Annotated in this window: 22 protein-coding genes, 1 tRNA gene and 1 pseudogene; 12 read left to right on the forward strand and 12 right to left on the reverse strand. The window is 50.2% G+C overall.

Annotated features, from left to right (window positions below):
* Positions 1 to 44: 44 nt before the first annotated feature.
* From ACRRUX_RS02380 to ACRRUX_RS02405, 6 genes and pseudogenes are all read left to right on the forward strand, one after another.
* Entirely contained in the window at positions 45 to 527 is a 483-nt protein-coding gene (locus ACRRUX_RS02380) for a MaoC family dehydratase (RefSeq protein ID WP_432526822.1), read from the forward strand.
* On the forward strand, positions 524 to 1,726 hold the full coding sequence (locus ACRRUX_RS02385) for an acetyl-CoA C-acyltransferase (protein WP_432526824.1): 1,203 nt from the start codon (positions 524 to 526) through the stop codon (positions 1,724 to 1,726). Before ACRRUX_RS02380 ends, ACRRUX_RS02385 begins: the two co-directional genes overlap by 4 nt.
* A gap of 11 nt (positions 1,727 to 1,737) precedes the next feature.
* Entirely contained in the window at positions 1,738 to 2,547 is an 810-nt protein-coding gene (locus ACRRUX_RS02390) for an enoyl-CoA hydratase/isomerase family protein (RefSeq protein WP_432526826.1), read from the forward strand.
* Positions 2,548 to 2,678: 131 nt separating this feature from the next.
* Entirely contained in the window at positions 2,679 to 2,816 is a 138-nt protein-coding gene (locus tag ACRRUX_RS02395; protein ID WP_432526828.1) for a hypothetical protein, read from the forward strand.
* Positions 2,810 to 3,107: pseudogene (locus ACRRUX_RS02400) on the forward strand (4Fe-4S dicluster domain-containing protein); the annotation flags it as partial. The gene ACRRUX_RS02395 and the pseudogene ACRRUX_RS02400, both read left to right, overlap by 7 nt.
* Positions 3,108 to 3,277: 170 nt before the next feature.
* Positions 3,278 to 4,291, forward strand: a complete 1,014-nt coding sequence (locus ACRRUX_RS02405) for a chemotaxis protein CheV (RefSeq protein ID WP_432526830.1) — start codon at positions 3,278 to 3,280, stop codon at positions 4,289 to 4,291.
* A 105-nt stretch (positions 4,292 to 4,396) separates the two neighbouring features.
* Here the strand turns inward: ACRRUX_RS02405 and ACRRUX_RS02410 are convergent, their stop codons facing one another.
* The 6 genes from ACRRUX_RS02410 to punR form a co-directional block, all read right to left on the reverse strand.
* Positions 4,397 to 4,735: a TusE/DsrC/DsvC family sulfur relay protein gene (locus tag ACRRUX_RS02410; protein ID WP_432527307.1), complete on the reverse strand. Its 339-nt coding sequence runs from the start codon at positions 4,733 to 4,735 to the stop codon at positions 4,397 to 4,399.
* 11 nt (positions 4,736 to 4,746) lie between these two features.
* The gene (gene tusB, locus ACRRUX_RS02415) at positions 4,747 to 5,028 is read right to left on the reverse strand and encodes a sulfurtransferase complex subunit TusB (RefSeq protein WP_432526832.1); all 282 of its coding nucleotides are present in this window, start codon (positions 5,026 to 5,028) and stop codon (positions 4,747 to 4,749) included.
* The gene (tusC, locus tag ACRRUX_RS02420) at positions 5,028 to 5,384 is read right to left on the reverse strand and encodes a sulfurtransferase complex subunit TusC (protein ID WP_432526834.1); all 357 of its coding nucleotides are present in this window, start codon (positions 5,382 to 5,384) and stop codon (positions 5,028 to 5,030) included. The genes tusB and tusC overlap by 1 nt, the downstream gene beginning before the upstream one ends.
* Positions 5,385 to 5,396: 12 nt before the next feature.
* Positions 5,397 to 5,786 (reverse strand): sulfurtransferase complex subunit TusD, encoded by a 390-nt coding sequence (gene tusD, locus ACRRUX_RS02425; protein ID WP_432526836.1) that lies wholly within the window; start codon positions 5,784 to 5,786, stop codon positions 5,397 to 5,399.
* A gap of 54 nt (positions 5,787 to 5,840) precedes the next feature.
* Positions 5,841 to 6,500 (reverse strand): Bax inhibitor-1/YccA family protein, encoded by a 660-nt coding sequence (locus ACRRUX_RS02430; protein WP_432526838.1) that lies wholly within the window; start codon positions 6,498 to 6,500, stop codon positions 5,841 to 5,843.
* 135 nt (positions 6,501 to 6,635) lie between these two features.
* Positions 6,636 to 7,538, reverse strand: coding sequence for a DNA-binding transcriptional activator PunR (punR, locus tag ACRRUX_RS02435; RefSeq protein ID WP_432526840.1), 903 nt, complete (start codon positions 7,536 to 7,538; stop codon positions 6,636 to 6,638).
* A gap of 119 nt (positions 7,539 to 7,657) precedes the next feature.
* On the opposite strand from punR, the gene punC reads away from it, so the two are divergent.
* From punC to ACRRUX_RS02450, 3 genes are all read left to right on the forward strand, one after another.
* On the forward strand, positions 7,658 to 8,899 hold the full coding sequence (gene punC / locus ACRRUX_RS02440) for a purine nucleoside transporter PunC (RefSeq protein ID WP_432526842.1): 1,242 nt from the start codon (positions 7,658 to 7,660) through the stop codon (positions 8,897 to 8,899).
* A 79-nt stretch (positions 8,900 to 8,978) separates the two neighbouring features.
* Positions 8,979 to 9,069 (forward strand) — tRNA-Ser (locus ACRRUX_RS02445).
* 424 nt (positions 9,070 to 9,493) lie between these two features.
* Positions 9,494 to 9,676, forward strand: coding sequence for a hypothetical protein (locus tag ACRRUX_RS02450; RefSeq protein WP_432526844.1), 183 nt, complete (start codon positions 9,494 to 9,496; stop codon positions 9,674 to 9,676).
* Here ACRRUX_RS02450 and ACRRUX_RS02455 read toward each other — a convergent pair.
* The 3 genes from ACRRUX_RS02455 to ACRRUX_RS02465 form a co-directional block, all read right to left on the reverse strand.
* Positions 9,673 to 10,614, reverse strand: a complete 942-nt coding sequence (locus ACRRUX_RS02455; protein ID WP_432526846.1) for a YeiH family protein — start codon at positions 10,612 to 10,614, stop codon at positions 9,673 to 9,675. The genes ACRRUX_RS02450 and ACRRUX_RS02455 overlap by 4 nt on opposite strands.
* 2,124 nt (positions 10,615 to 12,738) lie before the next feature.
* Entirely contained in the window at positions 12,739 to 14,931 is a 2,193-nt protein-coding gene (locus ACRRUX_RS02460) for a S8 family serine peptidase (RefSeq protein ID WP_432526848.1), read from the reverse strand.
* A 488-nt stretch (positions 14,932 to 15,419) separates the two neighbouring features.
* Positions 15,420 to 16,709 (reverse strand): tyrosine-type recombinase/integrase, encoded by a 1,290-nt coding sequence (locus ACRRUX_RS02465; RefSeq protein ID WP_432526850.1) that lies wholly within the window; start codon positions 16,707 to 16,709, stop codon positions 15,420 to 15,422.
* 187 nt (positions 16,710 to 16,896) lie between these two features.
* On the opposite strand from ACRRUX_RS02465, the gene ACRRUX_RS02470 reads away from it, so the two are divergent.
* A complete protein-coding gene (locus tag ACRRUX_RS02470; RefSeq protein WP_432526852.1) occupies positions 16,897 to 18,459 on the forward strand; it encodes a DUF3369 domain-containing protein in 1,563 nt (520 codons plus the stop codon).
* On the opposite strand, the gene ACRRUX_RS02475 is transcribed toward ACRRUX_RS02470, so the two are convergent.
* Positions 18,441 to 20,069 carry a phosphoethanolamine transferase gene (locus ACRRUX_RS02475; RefSeq protein WP_432526854.1) on the reverse strand — a complete coding sequence of 543 codons (1,629 nt, stop codon included), beginning with the start codon at positions 20,067 to 20,069 and terminating at the stop codon, positions 18,441 to 18,443. The two genes, ACRRUX_RS02470 and ACRRUX_RS02475, sit on opposite strands and share 19 nt — an antisense overlap.
* Before the next feature lie 262 nt (positions 20,070 to 20,331).
* Between ACRRUX_RS02475 and ACRRUX_RS02480 the strand changes: the two genes are divergently transcribed.
* Positions 20,332 to 21,018, forward strand: coding sequence for a tRNA/rRNA methyltransferase (locus ACRRUX_RS02480; protein ID WP_432526856.1), 687 nt, complete (start codon positions 20,332 to 20,334; stop codon positions 21,016 to 21,018).
* A 10-nt stretch (positions 21,019 to 21,028) separates the two neighbouring features.
* Here the strand turns inward: ACRRUX_RS02480 and ACRRUX_RS02485 are convergent, their stop codons facing one another.
* Positions 21,029 to 21,304: a hypothetical protein gene (locus tag ACRRUX_RS02485; RefSeq protein ID WP_432526858.1), complete on the reverse strand. Its 276-nt coding sequence runs from the start codon at positions 21,302 to 21,304 to the stop codon at positions 21,029 to 21,031.
* A 146-nt stretch (positions 21,305 to 21,450) separates the two neighbouring features.
* Between ACRRUX_RS02485 and ACRRUX_RS02490 the strand changes: the two genes are divergently transcribed.
* Positions 21,451 to 22,485 carry a DUF3080 family protein gene (locus tag ACRRUX_RS02490; RefSeq protein WP_432526860.1) on the forward strand — a complete coding sequence of 345 codons (1,035 nt, stop codon included), beginning with the start codon at positions 21,451 to 21,453 and terminating at the stop codon, positions 22,483 to 22,485.
* Positions 22,486 to 22,540: 55 nt separating this feature from the next.
* Here the strand turns inward: ACRRUX_RS02490 and ACRRUX_RS02495 are convergent, their stop codons facing one another.
* On the reverse strand, positions 22,541 to 24,403 hold the full coding sequence (locus tag ACRRUX_RS02495; RefSeq protein ID WP_432527309.1) for a S8 family serine peptidase: 1,863 nt from the start codon (positions 24,401 to 24,403) through the stop codon (positions 22,541 to 22,543).
* Positions 24,404 to 24,409 lie beyond the last annotated feature (6 nt).

Below are 24,409 nucleotides of genomic sequence, written 5' to 3' on the forward strand. Positions count from 1 at the left end.
GAACCTGGTTCAGGTTCGGTGCACAGCCCTGTCACGGAGACCTTATGGCCAACGTATCAATCAATCATCCACAGCAGTTACTGGCGTCCGCGGGACTTAATCTGGGCGTGACTGACTGGCTGACAATTTCCCAGGAACGGATCAATCTGTTCGCCGAGGCAACCGGCGACCATCAGTGGATCCATGTGGATCCGGTCAAAGCAGCGCAGGGCCCCTTTGGCTGCTGCATCGCCCACGGTTATCTGACGCTGTCTCTGGTGAATCTGTTTTTGCCCCGGCTGCTGCAGGTGAATAACCTCGCCATGGGCGTGAATTACGGTTGCGACAGAGTGAGATTTCCTGCTGTGGTGCCGGCCGGGGCCAATGTTCGCGGCAGCGGTGAAATTCTGTCCGCACAGGTCAAAGGCACAGGAATTGAGGTTTGTACCCGCATATCTGTGGAAATTCAGGGTGCTGAGCGTCCCGCCTGCGTGGTGGATACCATCAGCCGTTATACATTTTTGACCCATTCAGGAGAGCCAGTATGACCGAGGTTGTCATCGTTTCTGCGGCGCGCACGGCGCTGACCAAATCCTTCCGTGGCAGCTTTAACGATACTGAAGCTCCTGTGCTGGGTGGTGCAGTGGTGCAAGCCGTGGTGGAGCGCGCCGGTATCGATGGCGCCGGTGTCGATGATGTGATCATGGGCGCGGCTGTGCAGCAGGGGACCCAGGGCTACAATATCGGTCGTTTGTGTGCCTACACCGCTGGCTTGCCCGATTCAGTCCCGGGTATGGCGCTCGACAGAATGTGCGCCTCCGGACTGATGTCCATTGCTGTTGGCGCCAACAATATCCTTGCCGGAGATATGGATACGGTTGTCGCCGGTGGGGTGGAGTCCCTGTCGCTGACTCAGACCAAACACAAAAACAGCTATCGTGCCCGCTCCGAGGCGGTGATCGCCGCTGCGCCAGATGCCTACATTCAGATGATTGAAACCGCGGAAATTGTGGCGCAGCGCTACGGTATTTCCCGCGAGGCTCAGGACAGATACGCACTGCAAAGTCAGCAGCGAACGGCCAGTGCCCAACGTGCCGGGCTGTTTGACGATGAAATCATTCCCCTGACCGTCAATCAATTGCTGTTTGATGAGCAAAAGCAGCCTGCTGGCCATAACACCGTGACGGCCAGACACGACGAATGTAATCGACCTGACACCAGCTATGAGTCGCTGGCCGCGCTCAAGCCGGTGTGGCGCGATGGCAAGCACATCGCCCAGGGGGAGCACATTACAGCCGGTAACGCCTCGCAGTTTTCAGACGGCGCCGCCGCGACCTTGCTGATGAGCGCCAGCCGCGCCGCTGCTCTGGGAGTGGCGCCACTGGGCAAATACAAAGGGGTGGCGGTGGCCGGATGCGCTCCTGAAGAGATGGGCATTGGCCCGATGTTTGCCATCCCCAAACTGCTGAAGCGCTTTGGGTTGACGGTTGATGATATCGGCCTGTGGGAGATCAACGAAGCCTTCGCCAGTCAGGTGATCTATTGCGCCGACAAGCTGGAGATCCCCTATGACCGGCTGAATGTTAACGGCGGCGCTATCTCCATTGGTCATCCGTTTGGGATGTCGGGCACCCGTATGGTGGCTCATGGGCTGCTGGAGGCAAAGCGGCGGGGCGTTCGCTATCTGGTGGTGGCTATGTGTATAGGCGGTGGCATGGGTGCTGCCGGATTGTTTGAAGTGCAGTGACAGGAGGCGCTATGAATATGATGACCCAATTCAATGAGAGTGAACAATTCGACACCATTCGCTTTCGTACTCAGGGCAAAGTGGCCTGTATTACCCTCAATCGACCTGGGTGTTTGAATGCGTTTAATCAGCAAATGCGGCGGGAGTTGCATCAGGCGATAGATATGGTCGATGCTGATGACACCATTCGCGTGGTGGTCATCAATGGCGAAGGCCCTTGTTTTTCCGCCGGTGCAGATTTGAAAGAACTGACTGCCGCCAGGCATGGCATAGAGGCGCAGATCCTCAATGAATACAAACCCTTTCTTTCGCGTATTACCCACTCTGACAAGATATTTCTGGCCGCGGTACAGGGCGCTGCAGCCGGCATCGGCGGCGCCCTGGCACTGACTTGTGATTTGATGGTGATGGCGCAGTCAGCCTGTTTGTTTCAGGCATTCGCTGCCATTGCCCTGGTGCCTGACGGCGGCGCCAGCTGGCACCTGGTGAATCAACTTGGCTATAAGCGCGCCTTTGAGGTGTGTCTGGAAGCCGATAAGTTGACGGCTACAGAGTGTATCAGCAGCGGACTTGGCAATCGTGTGGTGGCGGACGAAGAGTTGCAGGAGTACGCCATGGCATGGGCGGGGCGGCTTGCTGATGGCGCGCCCTTGTCACAGAAATATCTGAAAAAACTGCTCAAGCAGGCACAGGGTGACAGTTTGCACAATGTCATCAGGCAAGAGGCGCAATATCAGCAGTTCTGTTTCAACAGCCGCGATTTTCAGGAGGGCGTCAGCGCCTTTTTCGGTAAGCGTGCGGCGCAGTTTTCCGGCCAATAGCAGCAGGGTGCATGCGGGAATCCATGGAATTTGATGTGGTGGTTGTAGGGGCCGGACCAGCCGGATTGTCTTAGGCATGTAAGTTAAAGCAACTGGCAGCGCAGCAAGGGCGGAAAGTTTCTGTTTGCGCGGTGGAAAAAGGCGCTGAGGTCGGTGAGCACATTCTTTGCGGCGCTATCATTGAACCCAGAGCACTGGCAGAGCTATTCCCTGACTGGCAGGAGCGTGGTGCTCCGCTGACCTGCAAAGTCAGTCAGGTAAAGTGCTGAGCTTTGACCGCCTGTCAACCGTGTATCTGTCCAACACCTGGCACGATGATGATCAGCCCTGCCATCTGAAACTGAATGATGACAAACTCCCCGTTGCGCTGAATTTACCTGTGTACGACGAGCCCGCGCAGCGTTATTGTCATGAAATTGTTGAGCTAGGCGAGGGTAAGCGACTGCAGATCAATGTGCAGAATTGTTTGCACTCTAAAACCTGTGACATTAAAGACCCCAGCCAGAACATCCAGTGGCCCCCCGGAAGGTGGCGGCGGTCCTAACTATGCCAATATGTAGCAGGTTGATGAATGGCAGGGATTTTTCCGGCTTTTTTGATGTCTGGTTTTATGCCGGAAAAATTTTTTCATTATTTATAAGTTTTTCCGATAGTTCCCAAATCTCTTTCTATACTTGTCTAAAGCGTTAACCGGATTTCTCCATTTTACTGACATATTCGAGAGCTGATTATGAGTCCATCTAAAGAAAATGGCATCCTGCTGGAGAGTGGGACTAATGAACTTGAAATCATCGAATTCCACGTCCACAGACTGTTACCAAATGGACAGGTAAAGGTTTGTTATTATGGCATAAACGTAGCCAAGGTGAGGGAGGTTATCCGGGTTCCGGAAACGTCAGACTATCCAAAAGCCCATGACAATCTGGTGGGGGTCTTCTCGCTGCGGGATAAGCTGATCCCCATGGTGGATTTGGGCAGCTGGCTGGGTATTCCGACCAAGGATGATCTTGAGGAGAAGGTGGTCATTGTCACCGACTTCAACAAGATGATAAACGGGTTTTTAGTGGATCATGTACAGCGCATTCATCGGGTTTCCTGGGAGCAGGTTGAATCGCCCAGCCAGTTTCTCGAAGCGGGTTCCCAGGATTGTGTGGTCGCTGTAGTACGCAATGAAGGACATATCATCATGATCCTCGACTTTGAGAAGATCATTTCTGATATAAATCCGGAATTGAGTATGGATAAGTATGACCTTACCCATGATAAGCATGTCCCCATGACCCCTGAAATTATCGCCCAGCGCGATGCCAAAACCATTCTGGTAGTGGATGATTCAGCCTTTATCCGTAAGATGATTGAAAGTACCTTGATTGCCGGTGGTTATACCGTGATTACCGCCAAGGATGGTGCTGAAGCGCTGAATAAACTGGTTGGATTTGAGCGGCATGTGGAAGAGCATGGTGGAAAAATTACCGACCATGTCAATGGCATAGTGTCAGATGTTGAAATGCCGCAAATGGACGGTTTGCACCTGGTCAAGCGGCTGAGAGACTCCAGTGCCTACAAGACGTTGCCGATTGTCATGTTCTCGTCACTGATGAGTGACTCCAACCGTGCCAAGGCGCTGCAATTGGGAGCCAACGACACTATCACCAAGCCCGAAATTGAACGCATGATCCCGCTGATGGACAAATTGGTCCTGGGGATTGATCATGAGGCTGAGATGCTGGAAAACGCTTCCTGATAATCAGGGCTTCAAACCAATAAAAAAACGCCCCGCAAATCGCGGGGCGTTTTTATCTCAAGTCATTTCAGCAGGCACAACTGTGTCAATGCGATGATCACCGGCTTAAATGCACTTGGCCGGCTTGGGCAGGCCGGCAATCTTGGTGGCCTGTTTCGCCGGGCCAATCGGGAACAGGGTATACAGATATTTTGAATTACCTTTTTCAGCCCCCAGACTTTGACCTATTGCTTTGACCAATACCCGAATCGCAGGACTGGTATTGAACTCCAGATAAAACTGACGCACGAAGTTGACCACTTCCCAGTGTGCTTCAGTCAATTCAATTTCTTCAGCGGCAGCAATCACCGGTGCCAGCTCGGGCGTCCAGTCAGCAACATTCAGCAGATAACCCTGCACATCTGTGTCGATTTTACGGCCATTAAATTCAATAAAATTCACAATCAAATCCCATATTACCAGGTGATGATTTTGTCATGACTTAAGGTCAGTGCAACAAAATCCTGATAGTCGATAAGTGGATAGCCAGCGGTATGGGGCGCAAGCCCGCGCGCACTGACATCATCCGCCAGTAAATACACCTTGAAGGGGGACAATGCCATGGACCATTGCCGCTTAAGCACGGCAGTCACACCGTTACCGGACAAAACGAAGCTGTCGTCTTTTGCGGCGTACTTCAGGCTGGTTGCCAGGGCGTTGTCATTCCCCGGAGATGTTTGAATATGGTGAAGTATCATCAGAAAACCAAAACCTCATCCGCCTGACGCAGACGTCCGGTAATCACTTCGGGCTCTGCAATTTCAGCATCAATGTTCAGTACAGCGCGTTTAAGCCCGAATTCCTGCAGGGATTGGGCGCACACCAGTACATCTTCAATATCGTAAAAAGGCAGTGCCTTGAAAGTGGCGATATAGTTACGGGCGCCGATAAGTTCAGGAGATTGCTCTGCAACCAGGTTCAGAACCCCTTCATCAACGAAAATCAGCGTAACCTGCTGCTCAAACCCGGCGCTCAACATGGCTAAATCCAATGCCTCACGCCCATGCGGTGTGCCGTGGGGAGGACGCCTGAAAACAATACAAATACTCTTCACTTCAGCCTCTTATCAAAACACCACCAGGCGATCAGCCTGCTCGATACCTGTGACCAACTCACCTAATCCACCGTTGATAAAGGGCTTTTCGGTGTTCCAGAGTGTTAATTGCTGCTCGTTTGCTTCCTGTTGCGACAACATGCCACGTCTTAACGCTGCAGAGACGCAGTTAACCAGTTCGATGCTGTGCTTATCTGCCAGAGTGCACCACAGCTTATGAAGATTGACCTCATCGCTGGCGGGACTCAGCAGCAAATTAGCGTGACTAACACCTTCCTGATAGAAGAAAACCCGGACAATATCGTGACCGGCCGCCAGTGCCGCTTCGACAAATTTTAACGCATGGTAGCCGGCGTTATCGCCGTAGACACTGCCATTGACCTGAATAATAAATTTGCTCATAAAACAAAAAATGGCCCGAAAGGGCCATTTTACCTTAAATCCGGATAAATGGGATTAGTCGTCGTTGCTCAGACCCAACAGGTTCAGCAGTGATATGAACAGGTTGAGGAAGTCCAAATACAAAGACACAGTCGCGCGGATGTAATTGGTTTCGCCACCGTTCACAATGCGGCTGGTATCATACAGGATCAGCGCGGACATCAGCAGTGCAATACCGGCGTTCAGCGCCATGAAGAAAGGCGTGCTCTGGATGAAGAAGCTGGCAATACCACCGACGATCATGACAACCAGACCGGCCATCAAAAAACCACCCATGAAGGAAAAGTCTTTTTTGGTAGACAGGGCGTACATGGACAGAGTCACAAAGACCACTGCGGTCAACCCCAGTGCCTGCATGATCAGCTGAGGGCCGTTTTCCATACCCACATAGTGGTTGAGAATATACCCAAGAGATGCGCCTTCCATACCGGTAAACGCAAACACCCAGAACAGACCTGCTGAAGTATCAGCCTTGCGCAGAGTCACAAATAAAAGTACCAAACCACCCAGAGACAGCAGCAGCGAACCCATGCGACCAACGCCCAGTGCCATACCAATCCCGGCACAGACGGCAGAAAATGCCAGTGTCATTGCCAGCAGTATATAGGTGTTCTTAATCAGCTTGTTGACCTCAAGGGTCGACAGCTGACTGCCATACATCGATTCTTGATTCATAGAAGACTCCATTGTCTTAAACAGTAAGATCCAGCTTTAACTTAATAAACTGAATTCCTTAATGACATATTAATCCAACTCGGGTGGCAAAAGTCAACGACCATGGGCCTTGGCAACGAATTTGTTAACAATTTATCATGCCAGCCATTCCCGGTGGAGTTTGTCGCTGTCGCCCAGGTATTCCAGTACCCACCTTAATGCGGGTGACATTTTGGCGGGATCCCACGCCAGACAACAGCTGCTGGGCCGCAATCCATTCTCCAGCTGTTTTTGTCTGAGCATGCCGGTTTGGACGAAGGGCGCAGCCAGGTGTTTGGGCATGTAGCCAATCCCCAGTCCTTCACGAAAGCAGTTAATAGCTCTGATCCAGTCAGGCACTACCAGACGGCGTTGATTGTCCAGAAGCCAGGTCATGCGCTTGGGGATTTCCCTTGACGTGTCTTCCAGACAAATAGAGGGGAAAGGGCGTAACTCATCATCCGTCAGTGGCCTATCAATATTTGCCAGAGGATGATGTTTGCTGACCAAAAAGGCCCATTCAATTTCACCCATCTCCTTATATTGATAAAAACCGCCGACCGGCACGGCAGTGGTGGCGCCAACGGCAATATCACTGCGGCCGGTTGAGAGGGCCTCCCACACACCGTTGAATACCTCGATACGGACGATCAACTCCACATCATGGAACTGACGATAAAAGTCGGCGATGAGTACGCTGATACGATCAGCCCTGACGATATTGTCCAGTGCAATAGATAAGGTGGGCTGCCAACCGTTGGCAATGCGCTGGGTATCACGCTTCAATCCGTCCATTTGTCCCAGAATGGCTCTGGCCTGTTTGACAAAGTGTTCACCGGCGAGCGTCAGAGACACACTGCGGTGATGACGATGAAACAGTGCGACACCCAGTTCTTCTTCGATTTGTTTAACGGCGTAACTGACTGCAGAAGGCACTTTGTGCAGCCGATGAGCAGCCGCAGTAAAGCTGCCATCCCTGGCGACGATATCGATCAATTCCAACGCTTGTTCCGAAAGCATAGTGCGGCCTCTGATTGATGTGATTTATTTTGAAAGCATGATTCAAAAATAATTGCTTCAACCCGATAAATCAAGATCGTAGAATGCGTCGCCTTTTTTAAGATTATGCTGATTTTATTATGAACAATGCATCTACTGGCAGGTATTTCCTGTTTTTATTCTATCTGTCACTGCTCAGCATGCTGGGTTTTATCGCGACGGATATGTACCTTCCAGCCTTCAAAGCGATTGAAAGCACCTTTGGAAGCAGTCCCTCGGAAGTGGCAATGTCACTGACCACTTTCCTGGCTGGTCTGGCTTGTGGCCAATTGGTTTATGGTCCGCTGGTCAACCGTATCGGTCATCGTAACGCCCTGTTTTTTGGTATGGCACTGTTCTGCGTTGCCACACTGGTGATATCCAGCAGTGACAGTATGTTGATGCTGAATATCGCGCGTTTCTTTCAGGCGCTGGGGGCTTGCGCTGCCGGAGTGATCTGGCAGGCGCTGGTCGTAGAGCAATACGATGCTAAGCAGGCACAGGGCATTTTCAGTAACATCATGCCATTGGTTGCTCTGTCACCCGCACTGGCACCCATCATAGGTGCGTTTGTGCAGGAACATTATGGCTGGCGTGCAATCTTTATGGCGTTGACCGGCGTGGGGATTGTGTTGATGATGCTGACCGCTGCACTGGTTCCGGCTAAAGCGCATCACGCGAATGTTGATAACGCGGGACGTAAAGCCGGATTTCTGGAAATTGCCAAAAACACCCGTTTTCTGGGTAATGTCGTCATTTTTGGCGCCTGTAGCGGTGCATTTTTCTCTTACCTGACGGTTTGGCCAATTGTTATGGAACAACATGGCTATGCGGCTGCTGAAATTGGACTCAGTTTTATTCCGCAAACCATTATGTTTATCGTGGGCGGCTATGCCGGGAAGCTGGTGATCAACAAGTTGGGCAGTGATAAGGCTTTGCAGGTATTACTGGCGCTGTTTATTGCCTGCGTGGCAGCGATTGTAACCTTCACCCTGATCCTGGATGTGAGCAGCATTTTTCCGCTGCTGATTGCATTTTCCGTATTGGCTGCAGCCAACGGATCCATTTATCCAATTGTGGTGAACAACGCGCTGCAGCAATTTAGCAACGATGCGGCCAAGGCGGCTGGCGTGCAGAATTTCCTGCAGATAAGTATGTCATTTGGCGCCTCAAGCATCGTTGCCATGTTTGCAGCGAGCGGCGACAAAGCCATAGGCTGGGGTATTCTGGTATGCGCCATCGGTGTAATGCTGGGGTATCGTTTGCAGGCTAAAGGTATTGCGCTGGACGTTCCGGACAATGCCAGAGCGGCCCTGTTCTGTGATGATAATGCACAGAAGTGACCATTAGTTAAGCATTTGAATGACTACGTTAAAATAGTGCTTTACAGAGTATCTGTCGATACGTAATATGCGCCTCACCGGAGGGGTGGCAGAGTGGTTTAATGCACCGGTCTTGAAAACCGGCGTGGGTTAATAGCCCACCCAGGGTTCAAATCCCTGCTCCTCCGCCAAATTTTAAAAAGCCCGCTACGCAAGTAGCGGGCTTTTTACTTTTCCACACACCATCCTTAAGCGCTCATTTTCCCGGGCTCCTGATCCAAGCGCTATCGACTTAAGCAAGATTTGTCTCTCAACTAAAACGATTCCAAGTATTTTCAATCAGATACAAACACAGCGGTTAATTTAATAGATGCATGTCAGCAATGTCCTGTATCCGCTTTACATCGCCAGATCGACAGCACTGTTATCTTGATGGACTGCTGTCCTAATAGAATTTGAAGGTCAGGGGGGAACCAAAGGACTGCACCAAGTTACCGGTTATGAGTTAGATAAAACCGGTATTTCCGTTAGTTGGTCGATGTTGCCAATAATCTACCGACCACAGGTATCAGCAGAGCAGGGGACATGTCATCCATCAAAAGGAAAGTTACGATAATGGCAGTGACTATTGTTGCGCTGTTGAGTCCGGCATTATTTAACCCATTGATTACCGCGACCATTCAGCTGCTGAGTTTCACTATGTTGATACTGCTTTATCCGGGCAGCACTGGCGTTCAAAAACAAAAAAGCCGGCAAACAACGCCGGCAGTCGAGAAGCAATCCACCAAGCTGGGTTAACCCCACAAAATGTAGCTCAACGAGCTGGTTGCAATAGCAAGCCACAGCATCACGGCCAATGCCATTGGTTTCGGACCAGCGGCCCGCATTTTCTTAATGGTAATCCCTGCACCGATAAGAAACAGGCAGACGACCAGAGTTCGTTTTGACAGGTTGAACACCAGATCGTAAACCGGCTCGAATTGGGGTAACAGATAGGCAATGGCGATAGCGACACAATAGAACAGAATAAAGCCGGGCACTTTGATCGATTTATTGTCACCACCAAAGATAATCGCCGACACCAGCGCAACAGGTACGATCCACAATGCTCTGGCCAATTTGGTGGTAGTGGCAACCAACAGTGATTCGTCGCCGTAGGCGGATGCTGCTCCAACCACAGATGAGGTGTCGTGAATAGCAATGGCACTCCATAAACCAAAGTCATGTTGACTGAGACTCAAAGCGTGGCCCAACACAGGGAAAACAAACAGAGCTACTGAGTTCAGTACAAATACACAAGCCAGCGCGATGGCCATCTGATCATTTTTGGCGTTGATGGCCGGTGCAACAGCAGCGATGGCGCTGCCGCCGCAAATGGAGGTGCCTGCACCAATCAAATATCCCGTCTTGGTATCCAGCTTAAGCAGTTTGGTCAGTACCAACGCCAATATCAGGGTCAGTAGAATTGACCCAACGACCAAAGGCAAGCTCTGGGTGCTGATCGCAATGGCTTGATCTAACTGGATACCAAATCCCAGCCCGACAATCGACCAGGAAAGCAGCTTTTTAGTCAGCGCCGATAAATCCAAATTGTTGGGCAGCCATCCAAGAGATGCCAGCGAGAACCCCAGAATCAGCGCCATTGGTGAAGTGACTACCGGTAACAGACAAACCAGTGCCAATATGCAAAACAACCAGAACTTTGGATTTTTGCGATGAGAGGTGTTGAATAACATGACAAAAACTGAAAATCGGAAAATGGCGCCAAGTATAACTGCAATAGTCAGGTAATGGGTGGCGCGGCAGGAGAAATGTCGTCTTTGTCGGTTGTTACGTTAAACGAAAATTTTATTTGAAGAATACACAGTTAAACCAAAATGAGCGGGCAATATCAGGACGCAGTCCAAAATCCATGAGAGAGCTTGAATCCAGAAAGGTATTGGTCGCCAATTACAGCTTATGGACACGCGCACACATTAATGCGCACAATGTATATTATGTTAAATAGAGTGTTGTAAGTTGGATGTAGAAAGGAGCGATTCAAAGGGCTTGTATGCAGATATACCGCTCCTCTCAAATAGTACCTCGTGGAAAGAATCCTATGTCACCAACGCTGGTTTCTAATGGAACTTCACTGATTATCTGAAATACTCATTGATACTCTGAAATACTCATTCAGGCCCTTGGTAAGCGACGCGTGACATCGACCTGTTCTTGGCTGCGTTCGGTCAATAGTTCCACGTGCATTCTGTTACAGGAAATGCCCGGAATGGGAATCGCGTTTTGCCTGTGTTCAAAAACCTATCGAAGGTAATGCACTGAGTTCAGATTTTCCCTGGTGCTTGATAGACCCAATCCGAGCCGTGATCTGTGGACCAGATGACATGACCTATCAGAAATAGTATATCGAAGTCCTTCTTTACTGAGATCGTCCATCAGTTGATTTTCAGTATTTTTCTGTTGATGACTGGCTTCGCAGCCTAATGGTAAAAGCAGCTAACTGATCATTACGTCAGCTGCCATGGGCTTGGCAAGCCGTTGGTTCAAATAGTGTCGAGACTGATTTGACCATCACATTAGACGTCCAAGTATCCAAATTTTAATTGAGCAAATTGATTGTTCTGCTTGCTCTCAACCGACATCAGTTGGCGGTGGATTTCAGACCCCAAAGTGTCAGCTAAACATGATATGAGCGTATTTTCCAGCACCGTCCGGATTCGGCTGTCGGAATACTGTTCACCCAATGATGCTGGATACCTGTTTGGTGTGTAGTTTGAGATCAACAAATTGGCCATTATCATCGGTGTTAAGCGGTGTAACCTCGGTTATAGCGGGGATTTCTGTGGAAATCCCCGCATTTTGATACCTGTCTGGTGCGAGACCATCATTGTTGGTTATTGTGCAAGGCTGATTGGGCTCATGGCCTTGATGTTTAAGCTATTTTGGATTTACGGATTGGCTCCCGTAGAAAGCAGTGTGTTCCCTTCTTTCACAGTTAATGCCGATAAATAGCATTATCGGCATTAACTCATGCAGACGCTTTGGGCTAAATGCCAACATTCATCGTGGTTCCAGGAATCTGAAGTAAAAGCCATTACGCATGGTTCATGCTGGAAAACACTGACAAGACTGCCAGCGTTTGCGTCTATCCTGTGGCTTCATATTTTCTGTGCCAACGACGGCGTAAAATCGATGGCCTGTCAAAACGCCCGTCAGTATAGTCATTACGCCAGCGCCCTTTTCTGGTTCAAATATGCATCCGTTACTAACAGAGGACGTCTGACAATGCAGATGTTTGGGAGCTTCTCAATGGGTACAAAAGAATGATCTGCCCTCTTCTTATTCGTGACTTTGTTGGCAATGGTGCCATTCTGACTCAGGTCCAAACAAGCCGTAGCTCCCCTTCTGTCTGGCAATCGTCCTGAGCAACCGAAAGCCAATGTTTGTCGTTTTCAGTACCAGGCGGATTGGCTGATTTTTCAGCTCGTTGCGGGGCCAGCGCCCCTCTCCTCTCTTTTACTCAACGCTTCGTTATTTCGATATATCAGCAGAATCTGGGGTGGATTTTCAGAGGCTCTTAAACTGCTTGAATTGAGCTATCGGCCGGTCTCCAGCCGAAGCCCGCGTTACCTGTAGGCAATAACCTGCCGGGAGCCTTCCCTTCGGGTGGATAAGCTATGTGCGCCGCTGCGCTGTTCCTATTACCGCTATTGAATTGCTGTTACTCCGAGTTGTCACGACGTCTTCCCTGCTATCGAACTGCTACCGGTGGATCATTTGCCAAATTCAGTTTGTCGCTGCACTCAGGCACATCCCTGTGCCTGGACTGACGATATAAATTATCAGGTTCGTTTATTCCGTCAGAGCGTATTGCTGAACACTTCACCGTAAGACTGACTGGTTACTGTGTAATGGATCCCGCCTAAGCTTGCCAAAGGACTTTTATACACCAGCCATGTGGCTGATGTGCCCGCGCCCGCTGCCAGATCCGTCACTGCAACACTGGCTGCCGGTGAGATCAGGGAGATACCAGTTGGTAAGGTAATTTTCGCAGTAATATCATGAGCTTTAATAGTTCCCTGATTCGCCATCGTCACCTTGACATTGTAATATCCCAACAACCCTGCAGAAGTGTAACTTTTGGTCAGTGTGAACGATGGTACTTCTGCCCGCTCAAAGTTTTCTTCAGTGGCCAGTGCCACTGTCTCATTTTGACTGCTGTTCCACGCATACACCTTGATCACTTTACGTCCAGTTGATGTCGCAGCAACCTGATGGACATTGTCCTTTGAGGAAAAATCGCTGTCTTCCAGTGTTTCCGAGTCCTCGTCATACAGTCTGAGGTTAATATCGCTCAAATCGCGGTAGCTGGTCGGTGTGTTGGCACTGTCATATTCCACATCCCGTTCCCAGACTATGGTTGATTTATCTCCGATATAGTTCTGTCCAACGTAAAGGCGGTAGTCGTTGTTTGCGCCGGTTTTGCCTATGGTGTCGATGAAGAAGTCATCCTTATGAAACTCGGCGTGGGCCGCATCCAGATAGCCCCAACCATAGGTTCGATTCCACTCTTTACCTGTCACCTGGCCATCATCGGATGTTGTCTGGGTATCATTGTCCTCCCAGGAGTCGGCGGTATTGATCATGGTTGCTTTCATAGAGATGGGATAGTAGTGACCCGAATCTCTCAGCAACAAAGAGACAGCGCCTACTTTGGGGGCCGCTGAACTTGTCCCGCCAAGGTTGGCATAACTGTTTCCTGTCGTGCAGGTATAGGTACGGTTGCCTGGTGCAGAAATATCGGGCTTTTTGCGACCATCGTAGGTCGGCCCGCGGCTGCTGTCGCTGTTAATGACGTCATCGGCGCGGGATACGGTATCCATGTCGTTCATGTTGGCGACTGTAATGCCGTTGTAGTTTTCCCCCGGTTGCGTCATGGTGGTTGCCGTGCCATATCCCGCATTACCTGCTGACTTGGCCCAAATCAGGTTTTTGTTATGCACGATACCATCAACAAAGCGGGCCATATTTCCCCAGGTAGACGTTGCTGCGGAACCATTTCCCCAGGAATAATTGATCACTTCCGGATCGTCCGACGCACTGCTGACCATCCAGTTGGCACCGGCCATGGAGGTCGATTCAGAGCCGGCGTCGTCGACCAGAATCTTATCAAGCCCAAACGCCAGTCCTTTATAGGTACTGTTATTGCTGGCATACATACAGGCAACGCCTGTACCGTGATAACCGTTACCCGTGTAGTGTTCCTCAATGGTGTGACTGACTAGGGCGTCGTGGGTTTCTTCCACACCACTGTCCAAAATGCCGACATCCCACACACCACCATCTTCCCCATCATTCCAAAAAGCGGAGACACCAAGAGATTGTGCCTGATTATTGAGCTCGGGCTCGCCGGGATTATCCAGATTGATACTGATGACCAAAGGTTCCTGAGCCAGTGAATCCACTGCCTGGGCAGGAAGCTGGATAGCGGCGCTGTGGTTGATGTCGATAAATTCAGTGACCTTCCCCCCCAGCGACTCAATCATCTGAGAGAACGCCAATTGCGATGGCGCGAGTATTGATGTTGCCCGGGTTTTAAACTCCTCGCGCTGTTCGGTAATTATCTGCTCTCTTTGTTGATTCAGCAGCATCATTCGCGCTTTTAGCCCGGCGGGCTGACTGCCCTGCACCGCTGACCAGGCTTTTAACTCTTCATCTTTGGAAGCAAAGCTGCCTTTGGGGCCAAAATCTCTTGTCAGGGAGCGAATCTCTTTGGAAATTTGGGCGACGGCCCGGGCCTCCCTTTGCCGGGCCTGTTTTTGCAGGGTCCGGTAAGCGGGAGAGTTGAGCTCAACGATCAACGGCAACATGTTATTGTCTGTCGCAAAAGCATTAATGCCCGGACCGATTTTTTGAATTTGCAACGCTCTTGATACCGCGAAGGTCTGCTGTCCTTCCCGCACCTCCGGCCCCCGGCTTATCGCCTGTGCCGGTAACATACCCACGGCCAGAGTTACACTCACGGCCAACGATACTTTACTGATAACCATCATCTTGGATACTCCATGTGTTGTACTGAAAACAAGGGGGCTTGTCCTCGCCCGCCTGGGTCATGCTGTGGTGATCTAGCCGAACATGAGGCGATGCTTTAGAAAAATCCGTGCCATGAGGTATCTGATTGATTCAAGGTAATAAAGGTATATTGAGTTTCAGCAGTTGGCATGTCAGTGACATGTTATTGATGCTGGAGCCAAGATGCGAAGTTACGCCAGACAAATTGGGTTACACCAGAAATGGCTGCAAAAGTAGTGAGAGTTTAAAGACAAGCGTCAACTGGCGCCAAATAACGTACTTCCTATGCTGGCAGTATATCCAGTCAATAGCGGCCGGAAAGCCGCCAGAAGTGGTAATCCATCCCTAGTCGCGGCGCTTTGGCGTCCGACTTTAGGATACTGCTGAATCACCTTTTGTCGGTGAATATCGGCTTGTTTTATACAAAAAACAATTTTGGGAACAGGTAGTTACCTGTCCCCGGTTGTGGTTATTCCCCGGCGATACCCGCAAGATTATCCATTGCCTTGGAGAAGGCGCTTTGATGACGTTCCGTTTGACTGGTATGCAGGTATTTTGACGTCGTATCAATGCTTTCATGGCCGGCGTCAGCCTGAACATGCGACAGCGGTCTTAAGTTGATATTGATATCATGGGTGATTCCGGTATGACGAATATTGTGGGCAGTCATGGCCGACATTGCCAGTGCGTCGCCATCCAGTCCATCGGCACGGGCCTGCTGTGATGCCATATTGATCACCAGCTGCACTTCATCCCTGAGCTGACGGATCCCCAGGTTAGCATTCAGGACCCCGGTATCCCGCCCTCGCCCGGCGGCTTTGTGGCGGACAAATAACGGCGTATCTTCATCTGCAGCTGGCAAATCTGATAATCCCAGTGAACGGCGATACCTCATCAGCGCCTCGAGCATGGCCTTGGAGACAGCAACACTGCGTTTTTTACCTCCTTTGGATTGGGGAACGTAGAAGCTCCATACATTAGTCTGCGCATTGCGTCTGAATTGACTCATCACCGGACTGTAACCGACCCGCGCCGCCACTTCGGAGATCCGTAGATAACAGGCATACAGCAGGCTTATCAAAAACAGGCTGCGCTCGCCGGTTTTGGGGTCTGTATGGGCCAGTTTGTTGGCTGCAGACATCACATAAGACCACTGCAGTTCGCTGAATGCAGGCAGCTCATCATCTTCCTGCAGCGCAAATTTACGCTCCCTGTTATAGCGACTGTGATTCATCCAGATCTGCGCCGGATTGCGGTCGCAATACTCCTCACCGATCAGATAGGCGTAAAAAGACGACAGGATAGCGATTTTGGTTTTCAGTGCATTATCAGATAACTGGTACGGTAACTTCTTGCCAAGCTGGCGCTTTCCGGTAAAGGGTTTCCAGGCCGGATTGGGCAAACGTTCGCCACAGGCCTTATCCAGCTTGAATTGTGCCACATTGAAATAGCCTATCAATTCAGCGGGGGGGGCCTGGCAATAACTGACATAACGGCCGATATCCCGACGTGTCAGCATCGCCGGAGACAAACAGGCCTCATCGAAACACCAGTGCAGAAAGGTCGTCAATTCACTGCGATAGGCTTTGTAGTTATTTTCGTGGTGTTTTTGTTCCAATAACCAATCACAGGCATGCTCATAGACCAAACCTGCGTCGTCAACGCCACGCATACTAGTATGAGTAATATATTGATTGACGACGGCGTTCCCCTGCTCAAGTAAAGGGGCCGCGTCAAACAAGGGAATTATCTGGGACATAAAAGGTCAGGACTGATCAACATTGGGGGAATCATACCTTATTCTTTGCCTGCTGCGCCGATGCCGGGAACGTAACTGCCGCTTGTGTAAGCGTTTATCAAAGATGTTTGCTTTATAAGCAATTTGTTGTCGCTCTACTACACTCATTTAAACAAGCATTTTGGCGAGGTTACTGGTGATGCTGAATATGGGAAACAATAAGAAAGGTTCATTATTTTCCGCAAAGCCGAAACAGGTGGACAGTAATCCCCTTCCCCCTTGGAAAATTCTGGTCATTGATGATGAGCGGGATATTCATACCGTAACCAAACTGGCGTTGTCCCGATTCAAATTGGATGGACACGGGCTCGAATTTATTAATGCTTACAGCGCAGATCAGGCCCGGGAGTTGTTATTGGAGCATACGGATATCGCCATGGCGTTTGTCGATGTGGTGATGGAAACCGATCATGCCGGTCTTGAACTGGTACGCTGGATCCGCGAAGACCTGAAAAATCAGGCCATCCGCCTGGTGCTGAGAACCGGACAGCCCGGTCAGGCGCCGGAAGAGGATGTCATCGTCAACTATGACATCAATGACTACAAAGCCAAATCTGAGCTGGATGCCAGGCGACTGCTCACCTGTGTCTACACATCTATACGGGCCTATCGGGATATCATAGAAATCGAGCGCGCGAGAAAGGCGCAAATCCAGCACAGGGAAGGCCTTGAACGGGTATTGACTGCGTCGTCCGGCTTATTTGAAATGCGCACGTTGCACCGCTTTGCTGAAGGTTTGCTCAGTCAGGTCGCCAGTCTGCTTGATATTGATACCCAGACCTTATTCCTGCGTTGCAGCTCCTTTGACGCCATTGTGCTCTCGCCCAACGAAATTTCATTCGACGTGCTTGCTGGCACCGGCCGTTACTCCGATGTCGACAGCGCTGCTATTCCCGACGATGTTCACCATTTAATGGACCAGGCGATTACTGAACAATCCTGCATTTATCGGGAAGACTGCATGCTCGCATATTTTCCGACGCAACGGGGCTGGGTCAACCTACTCTATCTCGAAGGGGTTGGCCATATCTCTGACTTGAACAAGAAACTCATTGATATTCTTGCGGTAAATGTGGGTATTGCCTTTGAAAACCTGATGTTGAGTAAAGAAGTTGAAAGTACCCAATCTGAACTCATCATGAGGCTTGGCGATGTGGTCGAGAGTCGCAGTAAAGAAGCTGCCAATCATGTGAAACGTATGTCTGAGTATTGCTTTGAGCTGGGGCTGCTTGCCGGACTCACTGAATCTGAGGCGCAGTTTCTGCGGCGTGCCGCCCCCATGCACGATATCGGTAAGATCGCCATTCCTGATGCCATTTTGCTCAAAAAGGGCAAGCTGGATGAACAGGAGTGGGAGGTTATGAAAACCCATCCGGAGGTGGGCTTTCAGATCCTCGGCGATTCGGAGCGTCCCATCCTGCAGGTAGCGGCTCAGATCTCATTGGAGCACCACGAAAAATACGATGGTACAGGTTACCCCAAACAACTCAAGGGAGAAGAGATAAGCCTGTATGCCAGAATTGTCGCTATCGCCGATGTGTTTGATGCCCTCACCCATGCGCGCTGTTACAAGGATGCCTGGCCATTGGATGATGTGCTGGTAGAAATGAAAAAAGGAGCCGGAAAACATTTCGACCCCTTTTTGCTGGCGTTGTTTATGGAAAATATCAACACCTTTGTCGCCATCAAAGATCAGTGGCGGGACTTATAACAACCTGCAAGTATGTCCTGTTCGGGACGATATACCGAGGTGCTGACGTCCATCAGTCCCAACACGGTATCGAACAAATTGTCATGTGACCAGCCGCCCTGTGCGGCTTTTTGTTTGATACAACTCATGGCCAGTTCATCGCCCTTAATAAAGCCGGGAGAAAACCAGGCCAGCATGGGAACATGGATCTGTTCTTTTGGCGCCAGCGCATAGGGTGCGCCATGCAGATACAATCCGTTTTCTCCCAGTGACTCGCCATGATCGGACAAATACAACATGCTGGTGTCAAAGGTCGCTTCCTGGGTTTTCAGTACGTCGATTACCTGACTGAGGATGTAATCTGAGTAAGCAATAGTATTGTCGTAGGTGTTTATCAACTCTTCATGGCTGCAGTTCTGGATATCGCTGCGCTGGCAATCGGGCGTGAACAGGCGTTTGTCATCCGGGTAGCGTTTGTAATAGGTAGGTCCATGACTGCCCATCATATGCAGGACAATCACAGTATCCTTGGGATCGGTATCCATCGCTGTTACTGTCTGGCGCAGTTCGTCAACCAGAATCTGGTCAAAACAGGACTCTCCATCACAGAGTTTGGGGTCCGCCGTCAGTGAGATCAGCTTGTTGGGCACCCGATCGCAGACACCTTTGCAGCCTGAATCGTTATCGATCCAATCCAGCTCAATTCCCGCGTGTGCCAGCACATCAATCAATGAGTCCTGCGCTTTGGCACGTCTTGCGTTGTAATCCTCACGATTCATACGGGAAAACATACAGGGTAAAGACACGGCCGTTGCAGTGCCGCAGGATGTGACATCCTCGAATACCAGCAGGTCGTCTTTTTCAGTGAATTGGTTGGTTGGCTTGTTATATCCGTAGTAGCTGAAGTTTTGCGCCCGCGCGGTTTCGCCTACCATCAATACCAGTAGTCTGGGTTTATCGGCCTGCGCCCTTACCCGGGCATCAGTACCCAGCTGCTCATAGGGCAAAGGTTTCACAAAATACTGGTTATTGATGTATTTCGCCAGAGAGCCAATAAAGTAGGTTGGCACAATGGCGCGTTTGATTTCATCGTGATTCCGGCCGAAGGCAACAAAATTCTGGAAATATAATGCACCGATAATCACGACAATAATGGCATTTGCAAGGATAAAAATCGCTTTGCTTTTCAGCAGCTGCTTTATGCCTGGATATTCTATGGGGGCTTTGTAAATCCAATAGGCAGGCAAAATACCTGTAATCAGCATATTGATTGCAGACGCCAGATTCAGATAGGTCGAGGCTTCAGCCTGATTGGTCTGAAAGATGTTTTGCATCATATTGACGTCAAACACCACGCCATATTGCCACTGCGCCCAGAAAACCGATGAACTGAGCAGTGTCAGTACGATGAAGAATGGTTTGAGCAAGTATTTGATACTGAAAAAAGAAAACAGTATCGATAAGGCGCACAGCAGAAAAATGGGAATAGAAATAACAAATCCCCAGCTGATCTGATCCTGTTCGGCCAGACCTTTCGCCACAATATCAAAAAACGGGATATTGAAAATGCCGACGAAATACAACGCCAGCAGGAAGGTGAATTTGTTGATGGATTTTGGCCAGATAGTCAAAGTGCCCCCTATGCTGATTCAGGTCAAAAACTTAAGTTGTTCAACGTATTGAATTGCGACGAATGTTGCATGTGATGTCGTTGTTATGCAATCAATTCTATGATTAATCTCAGTTAATTAACAGATGTTGCTCGTAAGTGTATTTTTGGCCGCGGATATTGGCCGAGCTCAGCTAAAAAAGCAGCGCTTGACGTGGTTTTCTGACTTTTCACGTTATGAATGCTTATAATGGCCGCTTTTGTCAGCCACGGAATTACTGCCGATGTCTTTGTCATTTATTCTGGTTGAGCCCGCCAGGGCTGCTAATGTTGGTGCTGCGGCCCGCGCCTTGAAAACCATGGGGTTCAGCGAATTGATTCTGGTCAATTCCAGGGTACATCTTGAAGAAGAAGCCCGCTGGGTTGCTCACGGCGCGTCAGACGTACTTGATCATGTGCGTGAAGTCTCATCGCTGAGCGATTTAAGAGATGAGTTTGATTTGTTGGTAGGTTCAACGGCCAGAGAGCGGGGACGTCCAAAAACATATCTGACTCCGGATCAATTGAATCAACGTTTACAGGCGCATCACGGCGGCAAGATGGGGGTGGTATTTGGACGGGAAGCCAGCGGATTGTCCAACGAAGAACTTGAACTGTGCGATCTCTACACCTATGTGCCTCTAAAAAATGATTATCCTTCGATGAATCTGGCACAGGCTGTGATGGTCTATTGTTATGCGTTGAGTAACCTTGATACTGGAATTGGGGTTCATCAGACCTCCGCCCCCGAGGCCCAACTCCAGGCTCTTAAGGACAAGGCGCTCACACTGCTGGATCACCTGGCCGTCAAACCGGATGACAAACTGCGCAGCTGGCTGCTTGATGGCGTTTCTCAATTACAATCCCGTGATTGTAAAATGGCACATCAGTTTGCCAGTGACCTGCTCAAGCATCTGAAAACCAAAGGTTAAGTTTAAGTTGTCATGACCGGCGCAACCGCACGACTTTCATCACCTCGATATCAAATCCCGCTACCGTTTCGGTATCGGGATAGTAAGTCAGATTGACTTTTTGCCCTTCAAGAGTCCGGTATTTTTTAGTGCGCAGATATTTGAATGGCGTATCGCATTCGGCAATCATCAGGGTGTTCATGTACTGCTCACCGACCTCCCGCTGAATGTGTGATACAACTTCTTTATTATCGCTTTGTACCAGTTTGGGATGCCTGGACAGCAGTTTTTGCGGCTCTGAATTCATTAGGCTGTTCCTCCAAAGCGTTCAGTTTACCCCTTCGACAGAGAAATTGCCCCTCGCGTGGTCATTAATTCAGCGAAATTCGTATAAAATCGGGTGCAGAGCGAAATGCGGGGTGCGCTGTTGGAGAAATAGAAATGAAGCGCAGGATGAATAATCCATGGTGGCGCTGGGGGGCTGTTCTTTGGCTGTGTCTTTCTGTGAGTGGCTGCAACCGGAAAAATGCAGACGACCTTTGGCAGGATTACCTTTCCAGACTGGAAACCGTATTACAGCAGGATACCCAGCTCAATGACGTAAACACGATACAATTCCATCCGGCTAAGTTACCGGCTCCCCGGTTTACAGAAAATGTTGGCCTGTTGGATATCATTAAGCTGGATCGTTGCCACCTGGGCAGTGTGGTCAGTGCCCATAACAGCGGTCTTGGCCGAGTTGCCCCGCCAAGTCAACTATTCGCCTATCATGTGAGTTATATGCAACTGGCGCCGGAATGCATTACTCAGTTGGCTACAGCATATCCGAAACTTGCTGATGTGCTCACGCAATCACTGCAATCCAAACGAGCCACCGCGTTGCAGATGTTCCGCTTTATGCTGACAAACGATGAGTCGCTGCGGGCCAGTTTGTTTGCCGGCGAACAATCGCTGTCTTTACCGTCGGCAACCGCGGGACTGACTGAAACCGGTGCCGCGCTGGCGGTGTTAAGGGGTATCCAACAGGATTTGCTGACCGGAAGCTATAGCGACATAACGCTCAACGAGCTTGAACCGGCACTCGAAATGTTACATCACCAACATATTCTGCGTGGCTACCTGGCCGGAGCAAGAGACAGCCTGAATTACCTGCGCCGTGTAAATCACCTGTTGGCTCAGGCAGTTGGCAGTAACCACTGTATCAACGGACGCAACAATCAACAGCAGATGATATTGGCGACTGTTTTCAGGAAGTATTTCCTGCCCGGGCCTCAGGCGTATCTGAGCAAACTAAGACAAATACAGTTGTCGCTTGGGCCGAGTTTGCGAGCTTTGTATCAGGATACCCCCTACCAATCCCTGGTTGACTACTATTTTGACGATACGGCTTTGGATGGGCTCTATCTGGACATGCGCCAGGAAATTCAGCGCCATGTGGCGTGGTGGCAGGCGCTGCAGGACAGTTGTCAGGGCATACTGACGCCCTGAAAAAAGTCCGCACGACGGCGGACCTGACTGTAGTTCATTAAGCAATTTGAGGTCTTCAGTAACCTGCAACCAGTTGAACACCGGAATAGGCGCTGTATCCTCTGAGCATGACATGGTAAGTGGTCGCTGATGCCTGAGTCAGGCTACAGCTTTCGTTATTACCAGTCTTGTAAGGGCGACAATCCCAACTGCTGGTCGTCGGTGCGCTCCCCGCTTTAACGTACAGATCCGCATCACCACTGCCACCACTTGTTTGCACCGTTACCGTCATACCTGCCGGTACATCTATGGTATAGAAAGACTGTGACAGTCTGGCACCGTTGAGGTTAGTTAGCGCAATACCATTATCCAGACAGCCATCGGTCGTGCAGCCTCCGCCACCTGTTGTATATGTGCCGGTCAGGGTGGCTCCGGAATAGGCTGAATATCCTCTTACCATGACATACCAGCTGCCTGCCGCAGGATTGCTGAAATCACAACTCTCATTATTGCCACTCTTATAGGGACGGCAATCCCAGGTCGAGGTTGTTGGCGCGGCGCCATAACGGACATAGAGGTCACCATCACCAGAGCCGCCAGCCAGAGTAACATTCAGGTTTGACGCATCAGCCGGAACGTTGATCAGATATTGGGTTTCCGAACCACTTGCGCCACTGACGGTGACGCCCTGCCCGTTCTGCAATTCGTTGTCGTTTCCGGGGCAATCATTGCCACACCCACCACCGTCTCCGCCAAGGGTATACAACAACTTATTCGGAGAGCCGGTTTTAGCATCCGATACCTTGCCTGACGATGCTCGGGCCGTCAGTGCAGATACCACCTGCGCCGGCGTGAGTGCGGGGGTTTCACTCAGCAGCAGTGCCGCTGCACCTGCAACATGGGGAGATGCCATAGAAGTACCACTGATGGTATTAGTTGCTGAGTTGGAGGTATACCAGGTAGAAGTAATGCTGGAACCTGGTGCATAAATGTCCAGACAGCTGCCATAGTTGGAAAAACTGGAACGGGCGTCGCTGTTGGTCGTAGAGCCCACTGTAATCGCATTGGCGGCTCTGGCCGGCGAATAGTTACAGGCATTGGCGTTGTCATTCCCGGCAGCAACCACAAAGGTAACGCCGGAGGCAACGGCAGCATTTACGGCGTCATCCACCGCCTGAGACGCGCCACCACCCAGACTCATATTTGCCACTGAAGGTCCGGACGCATTATTTTTGACCCAGTTGATGCCATCTATTACCCCGGAATAGGAACCTGAGCCAGAGCAATCAAGCACTCTTACGCCAACGATGTTCACATTTTTGGCTACCCCCCAGGTACTGCCGCCAATCGTGCCGGCAACGTGGGTACCATGACCGTTACAGTCAGTGGCGTCGCTGTCGTTATCGACAAAATCATAACCGCTGGCAGCTCTGCCCCCAAAATCGTTGTGACTGTTGAGCACCCCCGTATCAACCACATAAGCCGTCACCCCTGTACCATCAAAATCATAGTGATAGTTATTGTCCAGAGGTAGGTCCTGTTGATCGATGCGATCAAGCCCCCAGGTCGCCCCCGATTGGTCACCGGCAGCTAAAGGCGCAATAGTGATTCGTTGATCTTGTTCAACATATTTTACATTCGGGTTTTTCCTCAGGGCCATTAGCTGGCCCTTACTGGCTTTGATCAGCACGCCATTTAATACATCACCGAAGTGCTTTTGCACCTGGATGTCATACTGATTTTCCAGCATTGCGCCCTGCCGGACGGCAAATTCCCTGACGGCATTGGGCGTGGCTGAATTCAACACACTGGGCGTATTGAACACAACAATATAGGTATCCGGTATCAGACTGGCCTGTACTTCCTGTTCAGCGATTGCCTGAACACAAGGCAGAAACATACTAGCCACGGCGGCTGCAATTATCTTCTTGTTGTACATGTCTTT

Source organism: Shewanella sp. GXUN23E (assembly GCF_050865035.1).
Lineage (GTDB): Bacteria > Pseudomonadota > Gammaproteobacteria > Enterobacterales > Shewanellaceae > Shewanella.

What these genes read in the sequence shown, in the direction of transcription:
- ACRRUX_RS02450 (WP_432526844.1), top strand. Translation starts at nt 9,494, where the DNA reads ATGGCAGTGACTATTGTTGCGCTGTTGAGTCCGGCATTATTTAACCCA.
- ACRRUX_RS02430 (WP_432526838.1), bottom strand. Translation starts at nt 6,500, where the DNA reads ATGAATCAAGAATCGATGTATGGCAGTCAGCTGTCGACCCTTGAGGTC.
- ACRRUX_RS02485 (WP_432526858.1), bottom strand. Translation starts at nt 21,304, where the DNA reads ATGAATTCAGAGCCGCAAAAACTGCTGTCCAGGCATCCCAAACTGGTA.
- tusB (WP_432526832.1), bottom strand. Translation starts at nt 5,028, where the DNA reads ATGATACTTCACCATATTCAAACATCTCCGGGGAATGACAACGCCCTG.
- ACRRUX_RS02470 (WP_432526852.1), top strand. Translation starts at nt 16,897, where the DNA reads ATGGGAAACAATAAGAAAGGTTCATTATTTTCCGCAAAGCCGAAACAG.
- ACRRUX_RS02460 (WP_432526848.1), bottom strand. Translation starts at nt 14,931, where the DNA reads ATGATGGTTATCAGTAAAGTATCGTTGGCCGTGAGTGTAACTCTGGCC.
- ACRRUX_RS02465 (WP_432526850.1), bottom strand. Translation starts at nt 16,709, where the DNA reads ATGTCCCAGATAATTCCCTTGTTTGACGCGGCCCCTTTACTTGAGCAG.
- ACRRUX_RS02385 (WP_432526824.1), top strand. Translation starts at nt 524, where the DNA reads ATGACCGAGGTTGTCATCGTTTCTGCGGCGCGCACGGCGCTGACCAAA.
- tusD (WP_432526836.1), bottom strand. Translation starts at nt 5,786, where the DNA reads ATGAGCAAATTTATTATTCAGGTCAATGGCAGTGTCTACGGCGATAAC.
- ACRRUX_RS02405 (WP_432526830.1), top strand. Translation starts at nt 3,278, where the DNA reads ATGAGTCCATCTAAAGAAAATGGCATCCTGCTGGAGAGTGGGACTAAT.
- punR (WP_432526840.1), bottom strand. Translation starts at nt 7,538, where the DNA reads ATGCTTTCGGAACAAGCGTTGGAATTGATCGATATCGTCGCCAGGGAT.
- ACRRUX_RS02495 (WP_432527309.1), bottom strand. Translation starts at nt 24,403, where the DNA reads ATGTACAACAAGAAGATAATTGCAGCCGCCGTGGCTAGTATGTTTCTG.
- ACRRUX_RS02455 (WP_432526846.1), bottom strand. Translation starts at nt 10,614, where the DNA reads ATGTTATTCAACACCTCTCATCGCAAAAATCCAAAGTTCTGGTTGTTT.
- ACRRUX_RS02490 (WP_432526860.1), top strand. Translation starts at nt 21,451, where the DNA reads ATGAATAATCCATGGTGGCGCTGGGGGGCTGTTCTTTGGCTGTGTCTT.
- ACRRUX_RS02390 (WP_432526826.1), top strand. Translation starts at nt 1,738, where the DNA reads ATGAATATGATGACCCAATTCAATGAGAGTGAACAATTCGACACCATT.
- punC (WP_432526842.1), top strand. Translation starts at nt 7,658, where the DNA reads ATGAACAATGCATCTACTGGCAGGTATTTCCTGTTTTTATTCTATCTG.
- ACRRUX_RS02380 (WP_432526822.1), top strand. Translation starts at nt 45, where the DNA reads ATGGCCAACGTATCAATCAATCATCCACAGCAGTTACTGGCGTCCGCG.
- ACRRUX_RS02480 (WP_432526856.1), top strand. Translation starts at nt 20,332, where the DNA reads ATGTCTTTGTCATTTATTCTGGTTGAGCCCGCCAGGGCTGCTAATGTT.